The 17,448-nt window shown below is 40.4% G+C and carries 20 protein-coding genes and 1 tRNA gene; 18 read left to right on the forward strand and 3 right to left on the reverse strand.

Annotated features, from left to right (window positions below; all coding sequences use genetic code 11):
* The 10 genes from mutL to ABID56_RS01510 all read left to right on the forward strand — a co-directional run bounded on the left by mutL (position 1) and on the right by ABID56_RS01510 (position 9,577).
* The gene (mutL, locus tag ABID56_RS01465; protein ID WP_354218682.1) at positions 1–1,833 is read left to right on the forward strand and encodes a DNA mismatch repair endonuclease MutL; all 1,833 of its coding nucleotides are present in this window, start codon (positions 1–3) and stop codon (positions 1,831–1,833) included.
* Between the two features lie 16 nt (positions 1,834–1,849).
* A complete protein-coding gene (miaA, locus tag ABID56_RS01470; RefSeq protein ID WP_354218684.1) occupies positions 1,850–2,803 on the forward strand; it encodes a tRNA (adenosine(37)-N6)-dimethylallyltransferase MiaA in 954 nt (317 codons plus the stop codon).
* A gap of 24 nt (positions 2,804–2,827) precedes the next feature.
* Positions 2,828–3,049 carry an RNA chaperone Hfq gene (gene hfq, locus ABID56_RS01475; protein ID WP_354218686.1) on the forward strand — a complete coding sequence of 74 codons (222 nt, stop codon included), beginning with the start codon at positions 2,828–2,830 and terminating at the stop codon, positions 3,047–3,049.
* A 62-nt stretch (positions 3,050–3,111) separates the two neighbouring features.
* Complete coding sequence (gene hflX / locus ABID56_RS01480) at positions 3,112–4,398, forward strand: GTPase HflX (protein ID WP_354218987.1); 1,287 nt, start codon at positions 3,112–3,114, stop codon at positions 4,396–4,398.
* Between the two features lie 8 nt (positions 4,399–4,406).
* Positions 4,407–5,642, forward strand: coding sequence for a methionine gamma-lyase family protein (locus tag ABID56_RS01485; RefSeq protein ID WP_354218688.1), 1,236 nt, complete (start codon positions 4,407–4,409; stop codon positions 5,640–5,642).
* A gap of 107 nt (positions 5,643–5,749) precedes the next feature.
* A complete protein-coding gene (locus ABID56_RS01490; RefSeq protein ID WP_354218690.1) occupies positions 5,750–6,154 on the forward strand; it encodes a MerR family transcriptional regulator in 405 nt (134 codons plus the stop codon).
* A 27-nt stretch (positions 6,155–6,181) separates the two neighbouring features.
* On the forward strand, positions 6,182–7,516 hold the full coding sequence (gene glnA, locus ABID56_RS01495; protein ID WP_354218692.1) for a type I glutamate--ammonia ligase: 1,335 nt from the start codon (positions 6,182–6,184) through the stop codon (positions 7,514–7,516).
* 231 nt (positions 7,517–7,747) lie between these two features.
* On the forward strand, positions 7,748–7,975 hold the full coding sequence (locus ABID56_RS01500) for a hypothetical protein (protein WP_354218694.1): 228 nt from the start codon (positions 7,748–7,750) through the stop codon (positions 7,973–7,975).
* Between the two features lie 4 nt (positions 7,976–7,979).
* Positions 7,980–8,309, forward strand: a complete 330-nt coding sequence (locus ABID56_RS01505; RefSeq protein WP_354218696.1) for a YolD-like family protein — start codon at positions 7,980–7,982, stop codon at positions 8,307–8,309.
* An 11-nt stretch (positions 8,310–8,320) separates the two neighbouring features.
* The gene (locus ABID56_RS01510) at positions 8,321–9,577 is read left to right on the forward strand and encodes a DNA polymerase IV (protein ID WP_354218698.1); all 1,257 of its coding nucleotides are present in this window, start codon (positions 8,321–8,323) and stop codon (positions 9,575–9,577) included.
* Positions 9,578–9,614: 37 nt separating this feature from the next.
* Here the strand turns inward: ABID56_RS01510 and lexA are convergent, their stop codons facing one another.
* A complete protein-coding gene (gene lexA, locus ABID56_RS01515; RefSeq protein WP_354218700.1) occupies positions 9,615–10,235 on the reverse strand; it encodes a transcriptional repressor LexA in 621 nt (206 codons plus the stop codon).
* 202 nt (positions 10,236–10,437) lie between these two features.
* Here lexA and ABID56_RS01520 point away from each other — a divergent pair, with 202 nt between their 5' ends.
* From ABID56_RS01520 to ABID56_RS01550, 7 genes are all read left to right on the forward strand, one after another.
* Positions 10,438–10,671 carry a DUF896 domain-containing protein gene (locus ABID56_RS01520; RefSeq protein WP_354218702.1) on the forward strand — a complete coding sequence of 78 codons (234 nt, stop codon included), beginning with the start codon at positions 10,438–10,440 and terminating at the stop codon, positions 10,669–10,671.
* A 93-nt stretch (positions 10,672–10,764) separates the two neighbouring features.
* The gene (gene tkt, locus ABID56_RS01525) at positions 10,765–12,774 is read left to right on the forward strand and encodes a transketolase (RefSeq protein WP_354218704.1); all 2,010 of its coding nucleotides are present in this window, start codon (positions 10,765–10,767) and stop codon (positions 12,772–12,774) included.
* A 98-nt stretch (positions 12,775–12,872) separates the two neighbouring features.
* Positions 12,873–13,307 (forward strand): sporulation inhibitor of replication protein SirA, encoded by a 435-nt coding sequence (sirA, locus tag ABID56_RS01530; RefSeq protein ID WP_354218706.1) that lies wholly within the window; start codon positions 12,873–12,875, stop codon positions 13,305–13,307.
* A 100-nt stretch (positions 13,308–13,407) separates the two neighbouring features.
* Positions 13,408–13,656, forward strand: a complete 249-nt coding sequence (locus ABID56_RS01535) for a YneF family protein (RefSeq protein ID WP_354218708.1) — start codon at positions 13,408–13,410, stop codon at positions 13,654–13,656.
* Between the two features lie 145 nt (positions 13,657–13,801).
* Complete coding sequence (locus ABID56_RS01540) at positions 13,802–14,506, forward strand: cytochrome c biogenesis CcdA family protein (protein ID WP_354218710.1); 705 nt, start codon at positions 13,802–13,804, stop codon at positions 14,504–14,506.
* A 72-nt stretch (positions 14,507–14,578) separates the two neighbouring features.
* Complete coding sequence (locus ABID56_RS01545) at positions 14,579–15,031, forward strand: Na(+)/H(+) antiporter subunit B (RefSeq protein ID WP_354218712.1); 453 nt, start codon at positions 14,579–14,581, stop codon at positions 15,029–15,031.
* Complete coding sequence (locus tag ABID56_RS01550; RefSeq protein WP_354218714.1) at positions 15,031–15,513, forward strand: CcdC family protein; 483 nt, start codon at positions 15,031–15,033, stop codon at positions 15,511–15,513. Before ABID56_RS01545 ends, ABID56_RS01550 begins: the two co-directional genes overlap by 1 nt.
* Positions 15,514–15,545: 32 nt before the next feature.
* On the opposite strand, the gene ABID56_RS01555 is transcribed toward ABID56_RS01550, so the two are convergent.
* Both ABID56_RS01555 and ABID56_RS01560 read right to left on the reverse strand, forming a co-directional pair.
* Positions 15,546–15,992: a DUF2621 family protein gene (locus tag ABID56_RS01555; RefSeq protein WP_354218716.1), complete on the reverse strand. Its 447-nt coding sequence runs from the start codon at positions 15,990–15,992 to the stop codon at positions 15,546–15,548.
* Between the two features lie 27 nt (positions 15,993–16,019).
* Positions 16,020–16,116: transfer RNA gene (locus ABID56_RS01560), tRNA-Sec, on the reverse strand.
* Positions 16,117–16,348: 232 nt separating this feature from the next.
* On the opposite strand from ABID56_RS01560, the gene ABID56_RS01565 reads away from it, so the two are divergent.
* A complete protein-coding gene (locus tag ABID56_RS01565; protein WP_354218718.1) occupies positions 16,349–17,440 on the forward strand; it encodes an ATP-binding protein in 1,092 nt (363 codons plus the stop codon).
* The last annotated feature ends 8 nt before the right edge of the window (positions 17,441–17,448 follow it).

Here is a 17,448-nt window from a genome sequence, read left to right on the forward strand (position 1 = left end):
GTGGCTTCAATTATTGAATTACCAAGCACATTATCGAACAAAATCGCAGCAGGTGAAGTTGTCGAGCGCCCCGCTTCTGTCATCAAAGAACTGATCGAAAATAGTGTTGATGCAGGGAGTACGTGGATCAAAATAGAACTAGAAGAAGCGGGACTTCGTTCGATCAAAGTGACAGATAATGGACGAGGGATACCGAAAGAGGACGCGCCTAAAGCGTTCGGTCGACATGCGACGAGTAAAATCGCACACGAACAAGATTTATTCCGAGTAGAAACATTAGGATTTCGCGGTGAAGCTTTAGCGAGTATCGCAGCTGTGAGCCAATTAACCCTAAGGACATCGACAGGCGATGAAACGGGTACGGAACTCGTCGTTCATGGCGGGCATATCGTCGAGCATCAAAAACATACGAAGCGTCAAGGAACGGAAATCATCGTCGAACATTTATTTTATAACACACCTGCACGGTTAAAATATTTAAAAACCGTCCATACTGAACTCGGTCATTTAACGGATGTGATTAATCGAATGGCTTTATCGCATCCTGATATCCGCTTTGAATGTGAACATAACGGAAAAAAACTATTTTTCACTCCAGGAAATGGCCAATTGCTTAAAACGATTCAACAGATTTATGGTTCGTCTATTGCGAAACAAATGGTTGAAATCGAAGCTCACTCATTAGATTATGACGTGAAAGGGTATATTGCGAAACCCGAAGTGACACGAGCAAACCGACACTATATCTCACTCATTGTGAACGGGCGTTATATTAAAAATCCGAAGTTAAATAAAGCGATATTAGACGGTTACCATACGTTCTTACCGATTGGGCGTTATCCAGTCGTCGTCTTACAAATTGACATGGATCCTTACTTAGTCGATGTCAACGTTCATCCTGCTAAAACCGAAGTCCGCTTCAGTAAAGAAAATGAACTATTTGAATTAATTAAGGAAGCGATTTATGATGCACTTCATGGCGAACGGCTGATTCCGGAAAAGCATACGCCGAAACGAGAACAATCCGAACAGACTGCGTTAGATTTCACGGCCCCTCACATTACACAGGAGGGAACAAATCAAACAGAAACATCACAACATCTCGCATCACATGTTGCTGACGCATTGAATCAACACACGCATACATCGTACGAACCGGTGGATGATAATCATGTGACGGCGAATGACGCCGTTCATGAGACACCTGAGCAACATGATGTGCCCGAACTTGTTTCACGTCATGATGATCAACGGATACCTTATTTAAGTCCGATCGGTCAATTGCATGGGACATATATTTTAGCGCAAAACGAAAATGGGCTCTATATGATTGATCAGCATGCAGCGCAAGAACGGATTAAATATGAATATTACAAAACGAAGCTCGGAAATCCAGACTATGAATTACAAACATTGTCAGTCCCACTGACGTTTGATTTTACGACACAGGAAGCGATCACGATTGAAGAAAACCGGAAGCAATTAGAAGATGTTGGGTTATTTTTAGAGCCATTTGGTGAGCAAAGTTATCTCGTCCGCTCACACCCAAGTTGGTTCCCAAAAGGCGAAGAAGAAATGACGATACGTGATATGGTCGACGATTTAGCGCAAGAAAAAGGTATCAGCATTGAAAAAATACGGGAAGAAGCAGCGATCCTCATGTCATGTAAACGATCGATTAAGGCCAATCATTATTTGAATCATCAAGAGATGAACTATTTAATTGACGAATTGCGGACTTGCCAAGATCCATTTACATGTCCACACGGCCGTCCGATTGTCGTTCATTTCAGTGAGTACGAATTACAGAAGATGTTTAAACGAATTATGTAATGAAAAGAGGCACACGATGAAACCGATTGTTGTAAGCGTCATAGGTCCAACCGCTGTAGGTAAAAGTAAATTAGGGATTGAGATTAGCAAACGTTTCGGTGGCGAAGTGATTAATGGTGATTCGATGCAATTTTACCAAGGGTTTAATATCGGCACAGCAAAAGTGACTGAAACGGAAGCAGACGGTGTGCCGCATCATTTAATCGATTTTTTACGTGAAGATGATCATTATTCAGCAGCTTCGTTTCAAGCGGATCTCTACGACCGTGTCCAACACATTACAAATCGACAGCGAATACCTGTCGTTGTTGGTGGTACGGGCTTTTATATTCAATCGGCGTTGTTTAACTTTAACTTTGCTGATGTGAACCGAGATGATGCCTATGTTGAAGCGGCTATTGCTGATATTTATGCTAATGGTGTTGCACCCTATTATGAAAAGTTACAGCACGTCGATCCGATTCAAGCAACCAAAATTCATCCGCATAATATTCGGCGTGTCGTTCGGGCTTTAGAAATTTATGAACGAACGGGTCAAACGATGTCGGAATTAGAAGAACAACAAACAAATGACAGTCCATACACGCCGTATATCATTGGATTAAATATGTCGCGTGAGGTCCTTTATGAACGGATTAATCGTCGAGTGGATCAAATGATCGATGATGGTTTATATGATGAAGTCACCTATTTATATGAACAATTTGGCGGTGAAATTCAAGCCATGCAGGGCATTGGCTATAAAGAGTGGATCCCATATTTACGTGGTGAAATATCATTTGATTCCGTCGTTGCATCGATTAAACAACATACGAGACGTTTTGCGAAGCGACAATTAACTTATTATCGTAATAAGATGTCGGATGTTCATTGGTATACGATCGACCCAGAGAGGTATGAAGAAACTTTTGAGACAATTTTTTCAGATTTAGCAGGATTTTTAAGAGATAAAACGAATAGTAATAATTAAGAGATAGACAGAGGAGGAAGAATGATGTCAAATTCAGCAAATGTTCAAGACGCATTTTTAAACAAATTACGCAAAGAAAAGGTGCAGTTAACAGTATTTTTAACGAACGGTTTTCAATTGAGAGGGATCATTCAATCTTTTGATAATTTTACAGTGTTAATTGAAACGGAAGGGCGTCAACAATTAATTTTTAAACACGCGATTTCCACGTTTGCTCCGGTTAAAAATATTGATTTGGACTCATAATAAGTTTGAAGAGTCAGTAGCCTATCACTTAAAAGTGGTAGGCTTATTTACGTTTGACGGGAATGCGGATTTCGTTAACAATAATAATATACGATAAAAAAGGAGTCGAGACATTGAAGGAACGCGCTATACTTGTTGGCTGTCAAACAGCTGATCAGCCAGACCCATCATTTGAAACGTCTATGGAAGAGCTTGAATCGCTAGCTTACACCGTTGATGCAAACGTGGAAGAAATATTTGTCCAAAAACGTGACAAAGTCCATTCAGCTTTGTATATTGGAACGGGAAAAGTAGACGAAATAAAGCAGTATATCGATGACTATGCGATTGATATGGCGATCATGAATCAGGAATTAACGCCATCTCAAGCACGTAATCTCGAAGAAAAGTGGGAAATTAAAGTACTTGATCGCACACAGTTAATTTTAGATATATTCGCGATGCGAGCCCGGACGAAGGAAGGTAAATTACAAGTCGAACTCGCTCAATTACAATACTTATTACCTCGTTTACACGGACAAGGGGCTGCATTGTCTCGTTTAGGTGGCGGAATCGGAACACGTGGTCCAGGTGAAACGAAATTAGAAACAGATCAGCGCCATATTCGCCGTAGAATTACGGAGGTTAAGCAATCATTAGATCAAGTGGCCAAACAACGACAACAATATCGTAAGCGTCGCAAAAAGAATGCGGCCTTTCAAATGGCGATCGTTGGGTATACAAACGCCGGGAAGTCGACCATTTTCAACCGATTGAGTGATACGGGATCGCTTGAGGAGGACAAGTTGTTTGCGACACTCGACCCATTAACACGACAAATCACATTACCGAGCGGGTTTGAGTTACTCATTTCAGATACAGTCGGATTTATTCAAGATTTACCAACAACATTAATCGCCGCATTTCGTTCGACATTAGAAGAAGTCGTGGAAGCGGACTTTATTTTGCATGTCGTGGATGGGTCGAATGAGGAATCAGTCGAACAGGAACAAACCGTTTTTAAGATTTTAAACGACTTAGGTGCAGGCGATATCCCGATGCTTACGGTATATAATAAAGCAGACTTATTAAATGATACGCTCATTCCATATTCAAAACCGAGTGTCATGATGAGCGCTTTTAAACCGTCTGATTATGAACGGTTAAAACAAGAAATTGAACGAGCGCTAATCTCGGAATGGACCTATTATGATGTTCGACTATCCAGTGACGAAGGAAAAATGCTCAATGAACTAAAACGCGAAACGATTGTGACGGACGAACAATTTATTGAAGAGACAGAACAGTTTAAGCTAAAAGGGTATGCATCACCTGATGCACCCATTTATACAACGCTAACAAAAAGGTGAGGTAGAACATGAACGAACAGCAGTGGCAAATGATTAATCAAGTAGAGAATGAACTGCAAGACCGATTTAAACAAATAAGTCATACTGTCACGAAAAATCAGGCGAAGGTGCTCCGTGCATTTCAAAGTGAACAAATCGGCGATATTCATTTTAACCCAACGACAGGGTATGGGTATGATGATTTAGGGCGTGAGAAATTAGAATTGTTGTATGCGTCTGTGTTTCAAACTGAAGATGCGCTTGTAAGACCTCAAATCGTATCAGGAACGCATGCGATTTCCACCGCTTTGTTTGGGCTGCTGCGTCCTGGGGATGAATTGTTGAGTATAACAGGTGAACCTTATGATACATTGCAAAGCGTGATTGGTGCCGATCAGCCTATCGACGGGTCACTAACTGATTTTGGTGTTCATTACCAAGAGGTTCCGTTAACCGATAACGGTCAAATCGATTATGAAGCGGTTCGTGACAAAATAAACCCACGTACTAAAGTGGTTACCATTCAACGATCAAAAGGCTATGCTGATCGTCCGTCATTCATGGTTGATGACATTAAACAGATGATAGACTTTGTCAAATCCATTAATCCGCAAGTCTATGTATTCGTCGACAATTGTTACGGCGAATTTGTAGAAACGCAAGAACCGACAGAAGTAGGGGCGGACTTGATCGCGGGGTCGCTGATTAAAAACCCTGGTGCAGGGATTGTCAGAACAGGTGGTTATATTGCAGGGCGTGCTGACCTTATTGAAAAGTGTGCGAATCGTTTAACGGCACCAGGCTTAGGGAAAGAGACAGGGGCTTCATTAAATAGTTTGCAAGAAATGTATCAAGGGTTGTTTTTAGCCCCGCATATTGTTGGTGAGGCATTAAAAGGTTCTTACTTTACCGCAACATTATTATGTCAACTTGGGTTTGAAACAAGCCCGTCACCTCAAGCAGAGCGAACGGATTTAATTCAATCGATTACATTTTCAACGAAAGATGAAATGGTTCAGTTTGCGCAAGTGATTCAACAACAATCACCGATTAATGCTTACGTGTCTCCACAACCAAGCGCTATGCCAGGCTATGATCATGATGTGATTATGGCGGCGGGGACGTTTATACAAGGAGCAAGCTTAGAATTGACCGCTGACGGTCCGATTAGAGAACCCTATACGTTATATGTGCAAGGTGGGTTAACGTATGAACATGTTAAAATCGCTGTGATGACAGCTTTAGATCAGCTTGGATTAGTTTAGAGGTATGATATATCATGCCTCTTATTTTTTATGTTAACTTTCTTAACATCTGTTGACATATGTTATAACAGACGCTATAATCAATAACTATATTGGAGGTGTTGGTGATGGCGAATAAGGATCGTAAGGCACTCCCGCTATTTCCGATAAGTGTTGTGACGGATCTAACTGAATTAAGTGCACGACAAGTTCGTTACTACGAAGATAAAGGATTAGTGATGCCTGTTCGTTCACAAGGGAATAGACGATTATTTTCCTTTTATGATGTCGATCGTTTACTCGAAATTAAAGAGTTGATCGATCAAGGCGTCAACCTAGCCGGCATTAAACAAGTGTTAAAAGTGAAAAATGAGCAACAAGAGCAAGAGACACATAAAGAACCCGCTTCAGACGAGGCTGAACGCATGTCTGAAAAAGATTTACACAAAATGCTTCGCCGCGAACTGATGGAGTCGGGGTACATGAATCAATCATCACTCGTTAAAGGCGAACTGTCACGGTTCTACCATTAACGACCATATCTTAAGGAGGCGTTTTTCTTGGCTAAATTTACGAAAAAAGATGTGTACAGACGTATTGAGGAAGAGAATGTGAAATTTATTCGTTTACAATTTACTGACTTACTCGGGACGATTAAAAACGTCGAGATCCCTGTCAGCCAACTTGACAAAGCATTAGATAATCAAATGATGTTTGACGGTTCATCAATCGAAGGGTTCGTCCGCATTGAAGAATCGGATATGCTATTACATCCAGACCTTGATTCATTTGTTGTTTTCCCATGGACTTCTGAAAAAGGAAAGGTCGCTCGTTTTATTTGTGATATTTATAATCCAGATGGTACGCCGTTTGAAGGTTGCCCGCGTTATAACTTAAAACGCAATCTTGAACGTATGGAGAAGCTTGGTTACACAGCGTTTAACATTGGTACGGAGCCTGAGTTTTTCTTATTCAAATTAGATGAACGCGGCGAACCAACGATGGAGCTTAACGACAAAGGTGGCTACTTTGACTTAGCACCGACAGACTTAGGTGAAAACTGCCGTCGTGATATCGTATTAGAATTAGAAGAAATGGGCTTTGAGATCGAGGCTTCTCACCATGAAGTGGCACCTGGTCAGCACGAGATCGACTTTAAGTATTCAGACGCCGTTAAACACTGTGATGATATCCAAACGTTTAAGCTTGTCGTTAAGACGATCGCGCGTAAACACGGATTACACGCGACATTCATGCCTAAGCCATTATTCGGCGTTAACGGTTCAGGTATGCATGCGAATATGTCGTTATTCGCTGGTAAAGAAAATGCGTTCTTCGACGAAAAGGCTGAAGAACAATTAAGCGAAACGGCTCACCAGTTCACAGCAGGTATTATTAAACACGCCGTGAACTTCACAGCGGTGACGAACCCGACTGTCAACTCTTATAAGCGTCTTGTCCCTGGTTACGAAGCACCTTGTTACGTGGCTTGGTCAGGTCAAAACCGCAGTCCGTTAGTTCGCGTTCCATCCTCTCGTGGCTTAAGTACACGTATCGAAGTTCGTAGTGTGGACCCAGCAGCTAACCCGTATATGGCGATGTCTGTTATGTTGGCCGCTGGTTTAGACGGTGTGGAAAATCAATTAACAGCACCAGAACCGGTTGACCGTAACATTTATGTGATGGATAAAGAAGAACGTGAAGCAAATGGTGTTCAAGACTTACCAGCAACGCTTTATGACGCGTTACAACACTTGAAATCAGACAAAGTGATGCAAGAAGCACTCGGTGAACACTTGCTCGAACACTTCTTAGAAGCAAAAGAAATTGAATGGGATATGTTCCGTACTCAGGTTCACCCATGGGAGCGCGAACAATACCTTAGCACTTACTAAAATGATTAACCCCCGACACGATCAGTGTTCGGGGGTTAATTTTTTAGTCTTAGATGTTGTTGTCAGCTATACCACGGTTCATCTACAAATGAATAGAAAACCAAACGCATGATGCTTCTAGTATCATGCGTTTTTATGACTGAAAAACTTTCCAGACACAAAACGGTTGCTTTTTAATGTGACACCATGCTATAATACGAACAAACGTTCTCGTTAAGGGAGGTTGTGCATATGGATCACTTATTAAAACAGTCAATTCAAAACCGACAGAAACTCGAACTCGTTTATATCGATGAGCAGCATCGTATGACACAACGCATTGTCACCATTATTAAGATAGATGATGATCGTCTGTTAGCTTATTGTTTCACGAAACGCGGTGTGCGCTCATTCCAAAAAGACAATATTTTAGCGATTTATCCAGCACGATTCAATCAAAGTAAACGAATGGAGGCTTAAACCAATGATGCATCATGACCGCGGTAGTATTAAATGGACGTCTCTCATGCTTCCTGAGCATGTTGATGCACTTCAAGACATATGGCAAGTTCAAGATAATCAGCAACCACCGATGTTAGACGACCAACAACTCGACTATTATATTCACGTATTAACGGAAGCTTATCAAACCGACCAACCACTTCATATCGTTTATTACAAAGCAAATGAATTTCGCGCGGTGAACGGTTGGGTCCTCGATTGGAGCAAAGAAACTCAGGCGGTTCGCATTCAATCAACAGATGATGACCGCGAGTGGATTCCGTTAAGGCATATAAAAGATATAACAGGGTAAGGTGTGCCATCATGAATTACAATTTATACCCGAGACACGATGTGCTTTGTATTGATATGCGTTCCTTTTATGCGAGTGTTGAGTGTATGAAGCGAGGGCTTAATCCACAAACAGCATTATTAGCTGTAGTCGGTGACCCGAACAGACGTGGGAGTATTGTGTTAGCTGCGTCGCCTGCTTTAAAAAAGAAGCATGGCATCAGTAATGTCAGTCGTTATTTTGAATTACCTGAGGACTCCAATCTTGTGATTGCTCCAGCACATATGGGGGATTACTTAACGGTGTCGCTTGAGATCACGAAGCTTATGATGCATTTTGTCCCGAAAGAAGCGATTCACGTTTATTCCGTTGATGAATTATGGTTAACCGTCGATGGGTTGAACCATTTATACGGTTCGGTTTATACCATTGCTGAAAAAGTTCAATCGAGCATTCGTGAACAATTTGGTATTGATTCGGTTATTGGTATTGGCGATAACAAGTTTTTAGCTAAAGTTGTGATGGACCTACATGCTAAACAAGCACCAAACGGGATTAGTGAGTGTCGTTATGAACATGTCTCAGACAAGTTATGGCCAATTGATATTGAACACATTTGGGGCATTGGCTCTAAAATGAAGCGTCACCTCAATCGCATGGGAATTGTCACGATGGGAGACTTGGCTCGTTTTTCACATGATCATCTAAAAAAACGATTCGGCATTATGGGCGAACAATTGTACTGGCATGCGTGGGGGATCGATTTAAGCCCTGTTACGGGGCAATTTACGAAAACGGAACAAAAAGGCTATGGGCACGGAATTACGCTGTTGCGGGACTACACAGAAGATGAAATTCAAGCGTGTTTACTTGATTTATGTGATGAAGCATGTCGACGCGCGAGGCGGGATGAAAAAATGGGGCGCACGATTCACTTATCGATTCGTTATACAGATGACGACGCTCAACATTTTAGTCGTTCACAATCGATCGATGTTCCGATAAACGATACGATGGAAATGTATCACGTTTGTATGCAATTGTTCGAGCGATTTCATACAGAAGGGGCGCATATTCGTAAAGCATCTGTGACGTTGACGAATTTAACCGATGATGTCGGGACTCAGTTAAGTTTATTTGACGACCGGAGTCATATGAATCAATTAAATCAAGCCGTTGATTCCATTCGCGAACGTTTTGGTTCTACGGCTATTTTAAGAGCAAGTAGTTACACATCAGGTGGGATTGCGCTTGATCGTGGCCAAAAAATCGGTGGTCATTACGAATAAAACCCGCGTATGTGATAAACAACATACGCGGGTTTTATTAATGAATGTCGCGATAAACACCGATCACTTTACCTAAGATCGTGACGTGATCGAGAATAATAGGCTCCATTGATGTGTTTTCAGGCTCTAGTCGATATTGATGACTGTCTTGGAAGAAACGTTTCACCGTGGCTTCATCTTGTTCCGTCATGGCGACCACAATATCACCGTTTGAAGCAGTTGCCTGTTTACGAACAATGACTAAATCATCATTTAAAATCCCGGCTTCAATCATACTATCACCTTGTATTGACAAGACGAATACGTCATCTTCAATTGCGGCCTGTGTGTTTGGCAGTGGAATGTATTCCTCAACATTTTCAACCGCAGTAATCGGCTCACCTGCTGTCACTTTACCGACGAGTGGTGCGTACATGGCATGGCGCTCTTGTACGGCTTGTTGATCCTCGTGTGTGATTTCAATAGCACGTGGTTTCGTTGGGTCTCGGCGAATATATCCTTTTTCTTCAAGACGTGATAAGTGGCCGTGAACGGTGGAGCTAGATGCTAGACCGACCGCTTCAGCAATTTCGCGTACAGAAGGCGGATAACCTTTAGCGCGAACTTCATCTGATATAAATTCATAGATTTCCTTTTGTCGTTTCGATAATTTTGTCACATTGCTCACCTCATCGTTATATAACCAAATATAATACCTCAATTAATTACTCTTATTATAGCAAGAATTCTCACAAAAAACAAACGTTCGTTCGTATAAAAGACACAATTCTTGTCATTAGTTGATATAGGTTTTAAAATATAGTTTGGACTCTGTATAAAAAGGAAATATAAACGGAAGAAGGATAAAAGGAGTATGATGTATGTTATCACAAGAAAAAATTGATCGGATTAATACGTTGGCGAATAAAAAGAAAACAAAAGGATTAACTAAACAAGAGGAAAATGAACAGCAAGAACTGCGTCAAGAATATTTACACGCATTTCGTTCCTCCTTTAAGAATCAGTTGCACTCTATGAAAGTCGTCGACCCTGAAGGACAAGACGTTACACCAGAAAAATTAAAAGAAGAACAAGAAAATCAAAAAAAACATTAAATAAATAGCGATTTTTGTCTCGAAAGTTTGTTAAAATAGGAACGTATTTGTGACATTATAGAACATGGAATTCGTGAAGGGAGAATGTAAAATATGAGTCAAACGACAGAACAATTATCAATTAACACGATTAGAACATTAACCATTGATGCCGTAGAAAAAGCGAGCTCAGGTCACCCTGGTATGCCGATGGGGGCTGCTCCAATGGCGTACACATTATGGACGAAGGTGATGGATCATAACCCGAACCATTCATCTTGGTTTGATCGTGACCGTTTCGTTTTATCTGCTGGTCACGGGTCTATGCTATTATATTCATTGCTTCATTTATCAGGGTACGATGTCAGCTTAGATGATTTAAAATCGTTCCGCCAGTGGGGGTCTAACACACCTGGTCACCCTGAATTCGGTCATACAGACGGTGTTGAAGCAACAACAGGACCACTAGGACAAGGGTTAGCGATGGCAACAGGTAAGGCAATGGCTGAACGTTTCTTAGCAGCTAAATATAATACAGATGACCATCAAGTAGTCGATCACTATACGTATGCAATTTGTGGTGATGGTGACTTAATGGAAGGCGTATCACAAGAGTCAGCATCATTAGCTGCTCATTTACAATTAGGAAAATTAATTGTTATGTACGATTCAAATGACATTTCACTAGATGGCGATCTTAACCGCTCATTCTCAGAAAGTGTTGAAGACCGTTACAAAGCGTACGGGTGGCAAGTGATCCGCGTTGAAGATGGTAACGATACGGACGCGATTGAAAAAGCGCTCGAACAAGCAAAAGCAAATACGACGCAGCCGACAATGATTGAAGTGAAAACGATCATCGGTTACGGCGCACCGAATAAATCTGGTAAAGCTGATGCTCACGGGGCACCACTTGGTGAAGATGAACTGAAATTAGCAAAAGAATATTACGGTTGGGATTACGAAGAAGCATTCTTCATTCCGGACGACGTGAAAGATGATTTCAAAGTGAACGTTCAAGACCGCGGAGCTAAAGCAGAAGAGAAGTGGAATGAATTACTCGCATCATACAAAGAAGCGCACCCAGAACTGGCGAAAGACTTTGAACGTGCGATCAACGGTGATTTACCTGCTGGTTGGAATGCTGATCTACCGTCATATAATGAAGAGTCTAAAGCACTTGCGACGCGTGCAGCATCAGGCGAAGTATTAAATGGTTTAGCATCCAATATTCCGAACTTAATTGGCGGTAGCGCAGACTTAGCTGGTTCGAACAAAACAACGCTAAAAGGTGAAGACGACTTTAAACCAGCTGATTATAGTGGACGTAACATTTGGTTTGGTGTACGCGAATTCGCGATGGCTTCAGCACTTAACGGTATGGTATTACATGGCGGTGTTGAAGTATTCGGTGGTACATTCTTCGTCTTCAGTGATTATTTACGTCCGGCACTACGTTTATCAGCGCTAATGGGCGCTCCGGTAACGTATGTGTTAACTCACGATTCTGTTGCAGTCGGTGAAGACGGTCCAACACACGAGCCGATCGAACAGTTACCATCATTACGTGCGATGCCTCACCTTGACTTAATTCGTCCAGCAGATGCTAATGAGACGAAAGCAGCTTGGGAGTTATCATTAGAAGCAACGGATCACCCAACAGCACTTGTGTTAACTCGTCAAGGTTTACCGGTATTGCCACAAACAGATGAAATCGCTCGTGATGGTGTGAGCAAAGGGGCTTACGTCTTAAAAGAAGCAGAAAAAGAACAGCCAGACTTACTGTTATTAGCAACAGGTTCTGAAGTTCAATTAGTGCACAAAGCAAGTGAACAGTTGAAAGAAGAAGGCATCGACGCACAAGTGGTCAGTATGCCGTCATGGTATCGTTTCGAGCAACAATCTGACGACTACAAAGAATCAGTCCTACCGTCAACTGTCACACAACGTTTAGCTGTCGAAATGGCGTCACCATTCGGTTGGGAACGTTATGTCGGCATCGAAGGCGATGTTCTTGGTATCGACACATTTGGCGCGTCAGCTCCAGGTGGCGAAGTCATTGAAAACTACGGTTTCACGGTTGATAATGTTGTGAAGCGGGCGAAAGCATTGTTAGACAAGTAACCCCATTGTTCGATTACATTTTTATGTGATTGCATCGAAAATACGACAAAGAATATGTTGGAATATTGATACACTGATCCGTAAAAGGAGGATTTATGATGTATCAATATTCCTTATATTTTTTTGAACCGGATTATGCGTATCATTTTTATTATAAAGTGGATGTGTTATATCGATTTATTAAAGAACAATTACACGAACCTCAAACAGATACATCTAAACGACAAGCGGATCATATTTTAGTTAAGCCAGATTGTCACTTAGTCATCGATCAGTTATTAACAGAAGAAATGGACAAGTCTTATTTAGAATTGGCTAATGATCAATTTGAATTAAAGAATTCGGATGGCAACATCACAGTCCAACAACATGGCTATGCCTTAACAGTGTTTGCGCCGTCATTACTTGAAGCAGATGCTATTGTGTTCGAAGCTATTAAACGGTGTTATCGCTATACGTTTGTCGTTAATTTTCAAACAGAAGAATGTGGTTGGGTCCTGCCTTTAACGAATCGATCATTCGAATTAAATTGAAATTATAGAAAAAATGGTGTACCCTAATATAGGCTATTGTCATAATAGGCTTGTTTTACTATACTGTATAAAGACAACGAGATAGGAGGAAAATGAAGCAATGGATATACTATGGGTTGTATTAATTGCTTTTGCAACATTGGTGCTAGGCCTTCTTGCTGGCTTTTTCATTGCACGTAAAACAATGATGAGCTATTTGAAAAAGAACCCGCCAATCAATGAGCAAATGTTACGTACGATGATGATGCAGATGGGGCAAAAACCATCGCAGAAGAAAATTAATCAAATGATGAAGTCCATGTCTCAACAAATGGACAATGATGATAAGAAGAAGAAAAAAGACAAGTAACGTCAATGAGGAGTAGGTGATCATGCCTGCTCCTTTTATTATGAGTTTTCATAAATCCGTCAATGAATAAGTCGTCTGTAAAGCGATAAGTTTGATACGATGGTAATATATTGTTAAAGAAGGAACCAGATTGGGGCGTATAGAGATGACAGATTTAAATATATTCCTCGCATTCGGGGCAGGAGTGCTGACGTTTATATCACCTTGTGTACTCCCGCTATATCCTGTCTTTTTATCCTATGTGACAGGAATGAGTGTCGAGGAATTAAAAAATGATAAAGCCATGTTACGCAAACGTAGTATGTTACATACATTGTTTTTCTTGATTGGCTTTTCATCGATATTTATCATGTTAGGGTTCACCGCTTCGTTTATCGGGGGGACACTTTATGCTTATAGTGACTTAATTCGTCAAGTCGGCGCTATTTTAATTATCTTTTTCGGTTTAGTCATGATCGGATTTTTTAATTTCAATTTCTTAATGAAAGAGCGAAAATTCACGTTTAAAAACCGGCCAGTTGGCTATTTAGGAACATTGTTGATTGGCGCTGCTTTTTCCATGAGCTGGACGCCGTGTACAGGCCCGATTTTAGCGGCTATTTTATCCTTAGCGGCTACAAACCCTGAATCAGGTGTCATTATGATGGCGTCATATTCACTCGGTTTCTCTATTCCGTTTTTCATCATGTCATTCTTTATTGGTAAAATGGACTGGATTAAACGTCACGCTCAAAAAGTGATGACGATCGGTGGTTATATCTTAATCGTGCTAGGCTTTGTGTTGTTCTTTGATTGGCTTAAAATCATTACGTCCTACTTAGCTAATTTATTCGGATTTCAGGGCTTTTAATGATTGAATGCTTATCATAAATCACATATAATGAACATAAATTGATATCGTTAAAAGGAGCAACAATTCAATATGGTGAATCAAAATGATCTAATCTTAAAAACAATGACGCAAATAATTGCTTTCATCTTACTCGGCTTTTCAATTTATTTATTTTTCGCTGGGCATAATGCACCTGGTGGAGGATTTATTGGTGGACTGATGGCCGCAGCAGCCATTATTTTAATGTACATGACATATGGTTACGACAAAATGTCCAAGGTGTTCCCGGTAAATTTTACAACCGTATTCATCATAGGATTAGGTATTGCCGCATTATATGGTGTTGGTGGTTTGTTTTTCGGTGAACCGTTCTTAACACAAAATGCAGCGTATTTTCAGTTACCGATTTTAGGTAAAACGCACTTGTCGACAGCCCTTATTTTTGACTTAGGCGTTTATTTAGCCGTTATCGGCGTATCAATGACGATTATATTGACGATTGCAACGGATTCAATGGATTCTTCAGAAGAGGTTGATATGTAATGTTTTCGGTTTTAGACCAGCCCATTGTTGCCACAACGGTCACCATCGTAGCCATTATTATGGCAAGTGGTATGATTGTTGTGCGCCAACGGGCATCACGAAAACCAGCTACAGCCAAAAAAATTATTTTACCACCGTTATTTATGAGTACAGGCGCGCTTATGTTCCTGTTTCCTTATTTTCAAATTGAGTGGTTGCTCGTCCTTGAAGCGATGGCGGTTGGTTTATTGTTTTCAGTAGTCTTGATTTTGACATCGAATTTCGAGATTCATGATCAACATATATACTTAAAACCATCAAAAGCATTAGGTATCGTTTTAATAGGATTATTAATTATTCGGATCGCTTGGAAACTAGCGATTGGGGAATCGATATCTGTAGGTGAAACGAGTGCGATGTTTTACTTACTTGCTTTTGCGATGCTTGTCACGTGGCGAATTGGTATGTTAGTTAAATTCATGAAGTTAAAATCCACATTATAATAAAAGCGGAAGTTAAGGAGTCTTTATCTCCATTAACTTCCGCTTTTATAATCTCGTTCTAATAAGTGTTCATAAGGTGAAAAATCAATGTTTTTTTCTTCTAATCGTTTAATCAAAAACTTATGGTCGCGTTTCGGTGTAGCTAGAATATAGCCTTCAATCAACAAATCTAATGTAATTGATTTTGCCCGTCGTTCTAATGCTAGTTGGCCTATTTTTGCACCGATTTTTTGTTTAGCAACATCGCGAAATAAATCAGGTACAGGTTCGACGAGTTCATTGAGTAACGCTTTTTTATCTTCGCTCCAAAGGTCGATTGTTTCACTAACGTAATATTCTTCCCAATCTATAATGGATTTGCCATCTTCTTTCGGTAGTTTCTTTAAAAACTTTCGAAACATAAAATAACCGCCGACTGCGAGTAAACCGAGCATAATGAATGACCATAGAATTAAGAGAATCCCTACTGTAGTTGACATATTCCTCACTCGTTTCACTTAAAACATTGGCGGGACTGTGTGGGAATCGAACCCACCGGAGACGACACGCGCCTCCCGGATGGTTTTGAAGACCACGACAAGCACCAGCATTGTAACCAGCCCCATTTAATCCATTTTAAATTATACAATTTGTAAACAACGGACGCAACTTAAACAATTAACAGACAATGATTGATAAAATCTATTTTTTTAGTATAATTGTTCTTAATATAGAATTACTTATTCAAAATTTTAGACATTTCACAAATTATTCGATAAAATATGATTTGTTGTCATTTATTGCTAACATCTTTCATAGTTTATAGTATATTCATCAGGTTGGGGAGGAAATGAACATGATGCATGAACCTTTATCATATTTAGATACGGACGATTTATCACAACGTTCTGAGTGGAATCATCTGATAGAAGCTGCGCATTCATGGCGAGATCGGCATTCAATGACGATCAAAGTCATTTTCGATGAGGATTTTCGCATTTTATTCGTTAGCGAATCCGTTCAAGATGTATTCGGTTATCAACCTAGTGACCTTGTTAATGAATCGATCTTATCATATATCCATCCAGAAAATCGTCAATGGGTCAAACAAAGTATACATTCCTTGCCATATGATGAAAAAGTGGTTGATGAATTTCGTGTGTTGAATTCAAACGGTGATTATATCGATTGCCAAGCGAATTCAGGTAAAATTATAAATCCGGTCACAGATCAGCCATATAATGTCACGGTTATTCAAGATGTGATGGAACATAAGCAAGCCCAACAAATGCTTATAAGCTCAGAAAAATTAGCGACAGCTGGACAGTTAGCAGCCAGCATTGCACACGAAATACGTAACCCGATTACATCGTTAAAAGGCTTTCTCCAACTTCTTGAAACAGGCATTGAAGGAAAAGAGGACTACCTTAAAATTATGAAAGATGAAATTGATAAAATAGAAGCTATTTCAAAAGAGATGCTATATATATCCAAACCGTCACCTAATCAATTTGAAGAAGATGATATTGTATCGGTTTTAGAAGACGTCTGTATGCTCATGCGTTCGCAAGCTAGAATGAATGATATTGACTTGGTGCTTGAATCTGATATGGAAGCGTTTGATTTATATTGTGATCCACAACAGCTAAAACAAGTGTTTGTCAATTTAATAAAAAATGCGATTGAAGCGATGGAAGAGCCTGGGTCGATCACAATCCGAGTAACAAATGAGGATGACTTATATGTTGATGTCATCGATGAAGGGCCTGGTGTTCCAGACAGTTTAAAAGCAAAATTAGGTCAACCTTTCTTTACGACGAAAGATAAAGGAACAGGTCTTGGTTTAATGGTGACATTAGATATTTTAGAAAGTCACCGCGCGTCATTAACGATTCATGACCATGAACCACAAGGCAGTATTTTTCGTTTACAATTCAGACAATCATAGATGGTGAT

Source organism: Alkalibacillus flavidus, assembly GCF_040545925.1.
GTDB classification, from domain to species: Bacteria; Bacillota; Bacilli; order Bacillales; family Alkalibacillaceae; genus Alkalibacillus; species Alkalibacillus flavidus.

Bases quoted from the DNA above. Each gene is read 5' to 3' on its own strand.
- ABID56_RS01555 (WP_354218716.1), bottom strand. From the start codon at position 15,992: ATGTCAACTACAGTAGGGATTCTCTTAATTCTATGGTCATTCATTATG.
- hflX (WP_354218987.1), top strand. From the start codon at position 3,112: ATGCGGATTTCGTTAACAATAATAATATACGATAAAAAAGGAGTCGAG.
- sirA (WP_354218706.1), top strand. From the start codon at position 12,873: ATGTATCAATATTCCTTATATTTTTTTGAACCGGATTATGCGTATCAT.
- ABID56_RS01545 (WP_354218712.1), top strand. From the start codon at position 14,579: ATGGTGAATCAAAATGATCTAATCTTAAAAACAATGACGCAAATAATT.
- ABID56_RS01535 (WP_354218708.1), top strand. From the start codon at position 13,408: ATGGATATACTATGGGTTGTATTAATTGCTTTTGCAACATTGGTGCTA.
- ABID56_RS01490 (WP_354218690.1), top strand. From the start codon at position 5,750: ATGGCGAATAAGGATCGTAAGGCACTCCCGCTATTTCCGATAAGTGTT.
- ABID56_RS01550 (WP_354218714.1), top strand. From the start codon at position 15,031: ATGTTTTCGGTTTTAGACCAGCCCATTGTTGCCACAACGGTCACCATC.
- ABID56_RS01565 (WP_354218718.1), top strand. From the start codon at position 16,349: ATGATGCATGAACCTTTATCATATTTAGATACGGACGATTTATCACAA.
- hfq (WP_354218686.1), top strand. From the start codon at position 2,828: ATGTCAAATTCAGCAAATGTTCAAGACGCATTTTTAAACAAATTACGC.
- ABID56_RS01500 (WP_354218694.1), top strand. From the start codon at position 7,748: ATGGATCACTTATTAAAACAGTCAATTCAAAACCGACAGAAACTCGAA.
- ABID56_RS01520 (WP_354218702.1), top strand. From the start codon at position 10,438: ATGTTATCACAAGAAAAAATTGATCGGATTAATACGTTGGCGAATAAA.
- ABID56_RS01485 (WP_354218688.1), top strand. From the start codon at position 4,407: ATGAACGAACAGCAGTGGCAAATGATTAATCAAGTAGAGAATGAACTG.
- ABID56_RS01510 (WP_354218698.1), top strand. From the start codon at position 8,321: ATGAATTACAATTTATACCCGAGACACGATGTGCTTTGTATTGATATG.
- ABID56_RS01540 (WP_354218710.1), top strand. From the start codon at position 13,802: ATGACAGATTTAAATATATTCCTCGCATTCGGGGCAGGAGTGCTGACG.
- miaA (WP_354218684.1), top strand. From the start codon at position 1,850: ATGAAACCGATTGTTGTAAGCGTCATAGGTCCAACCGCTGTAGGTAAA.
- tkt (WP_354218704.1), top strand. From the start codon at position 10,765: ATGAGTCAAACGACAGAACAATTATCAATTAACACGATTAGAACATTA.
- ABID56_RS01505 (WP_354218696.1), top strand. From the start codon at position 7,980: ATGATGCATCATGACCGCGGTAGTATTAAATGGACGTCTCTCATGCTT.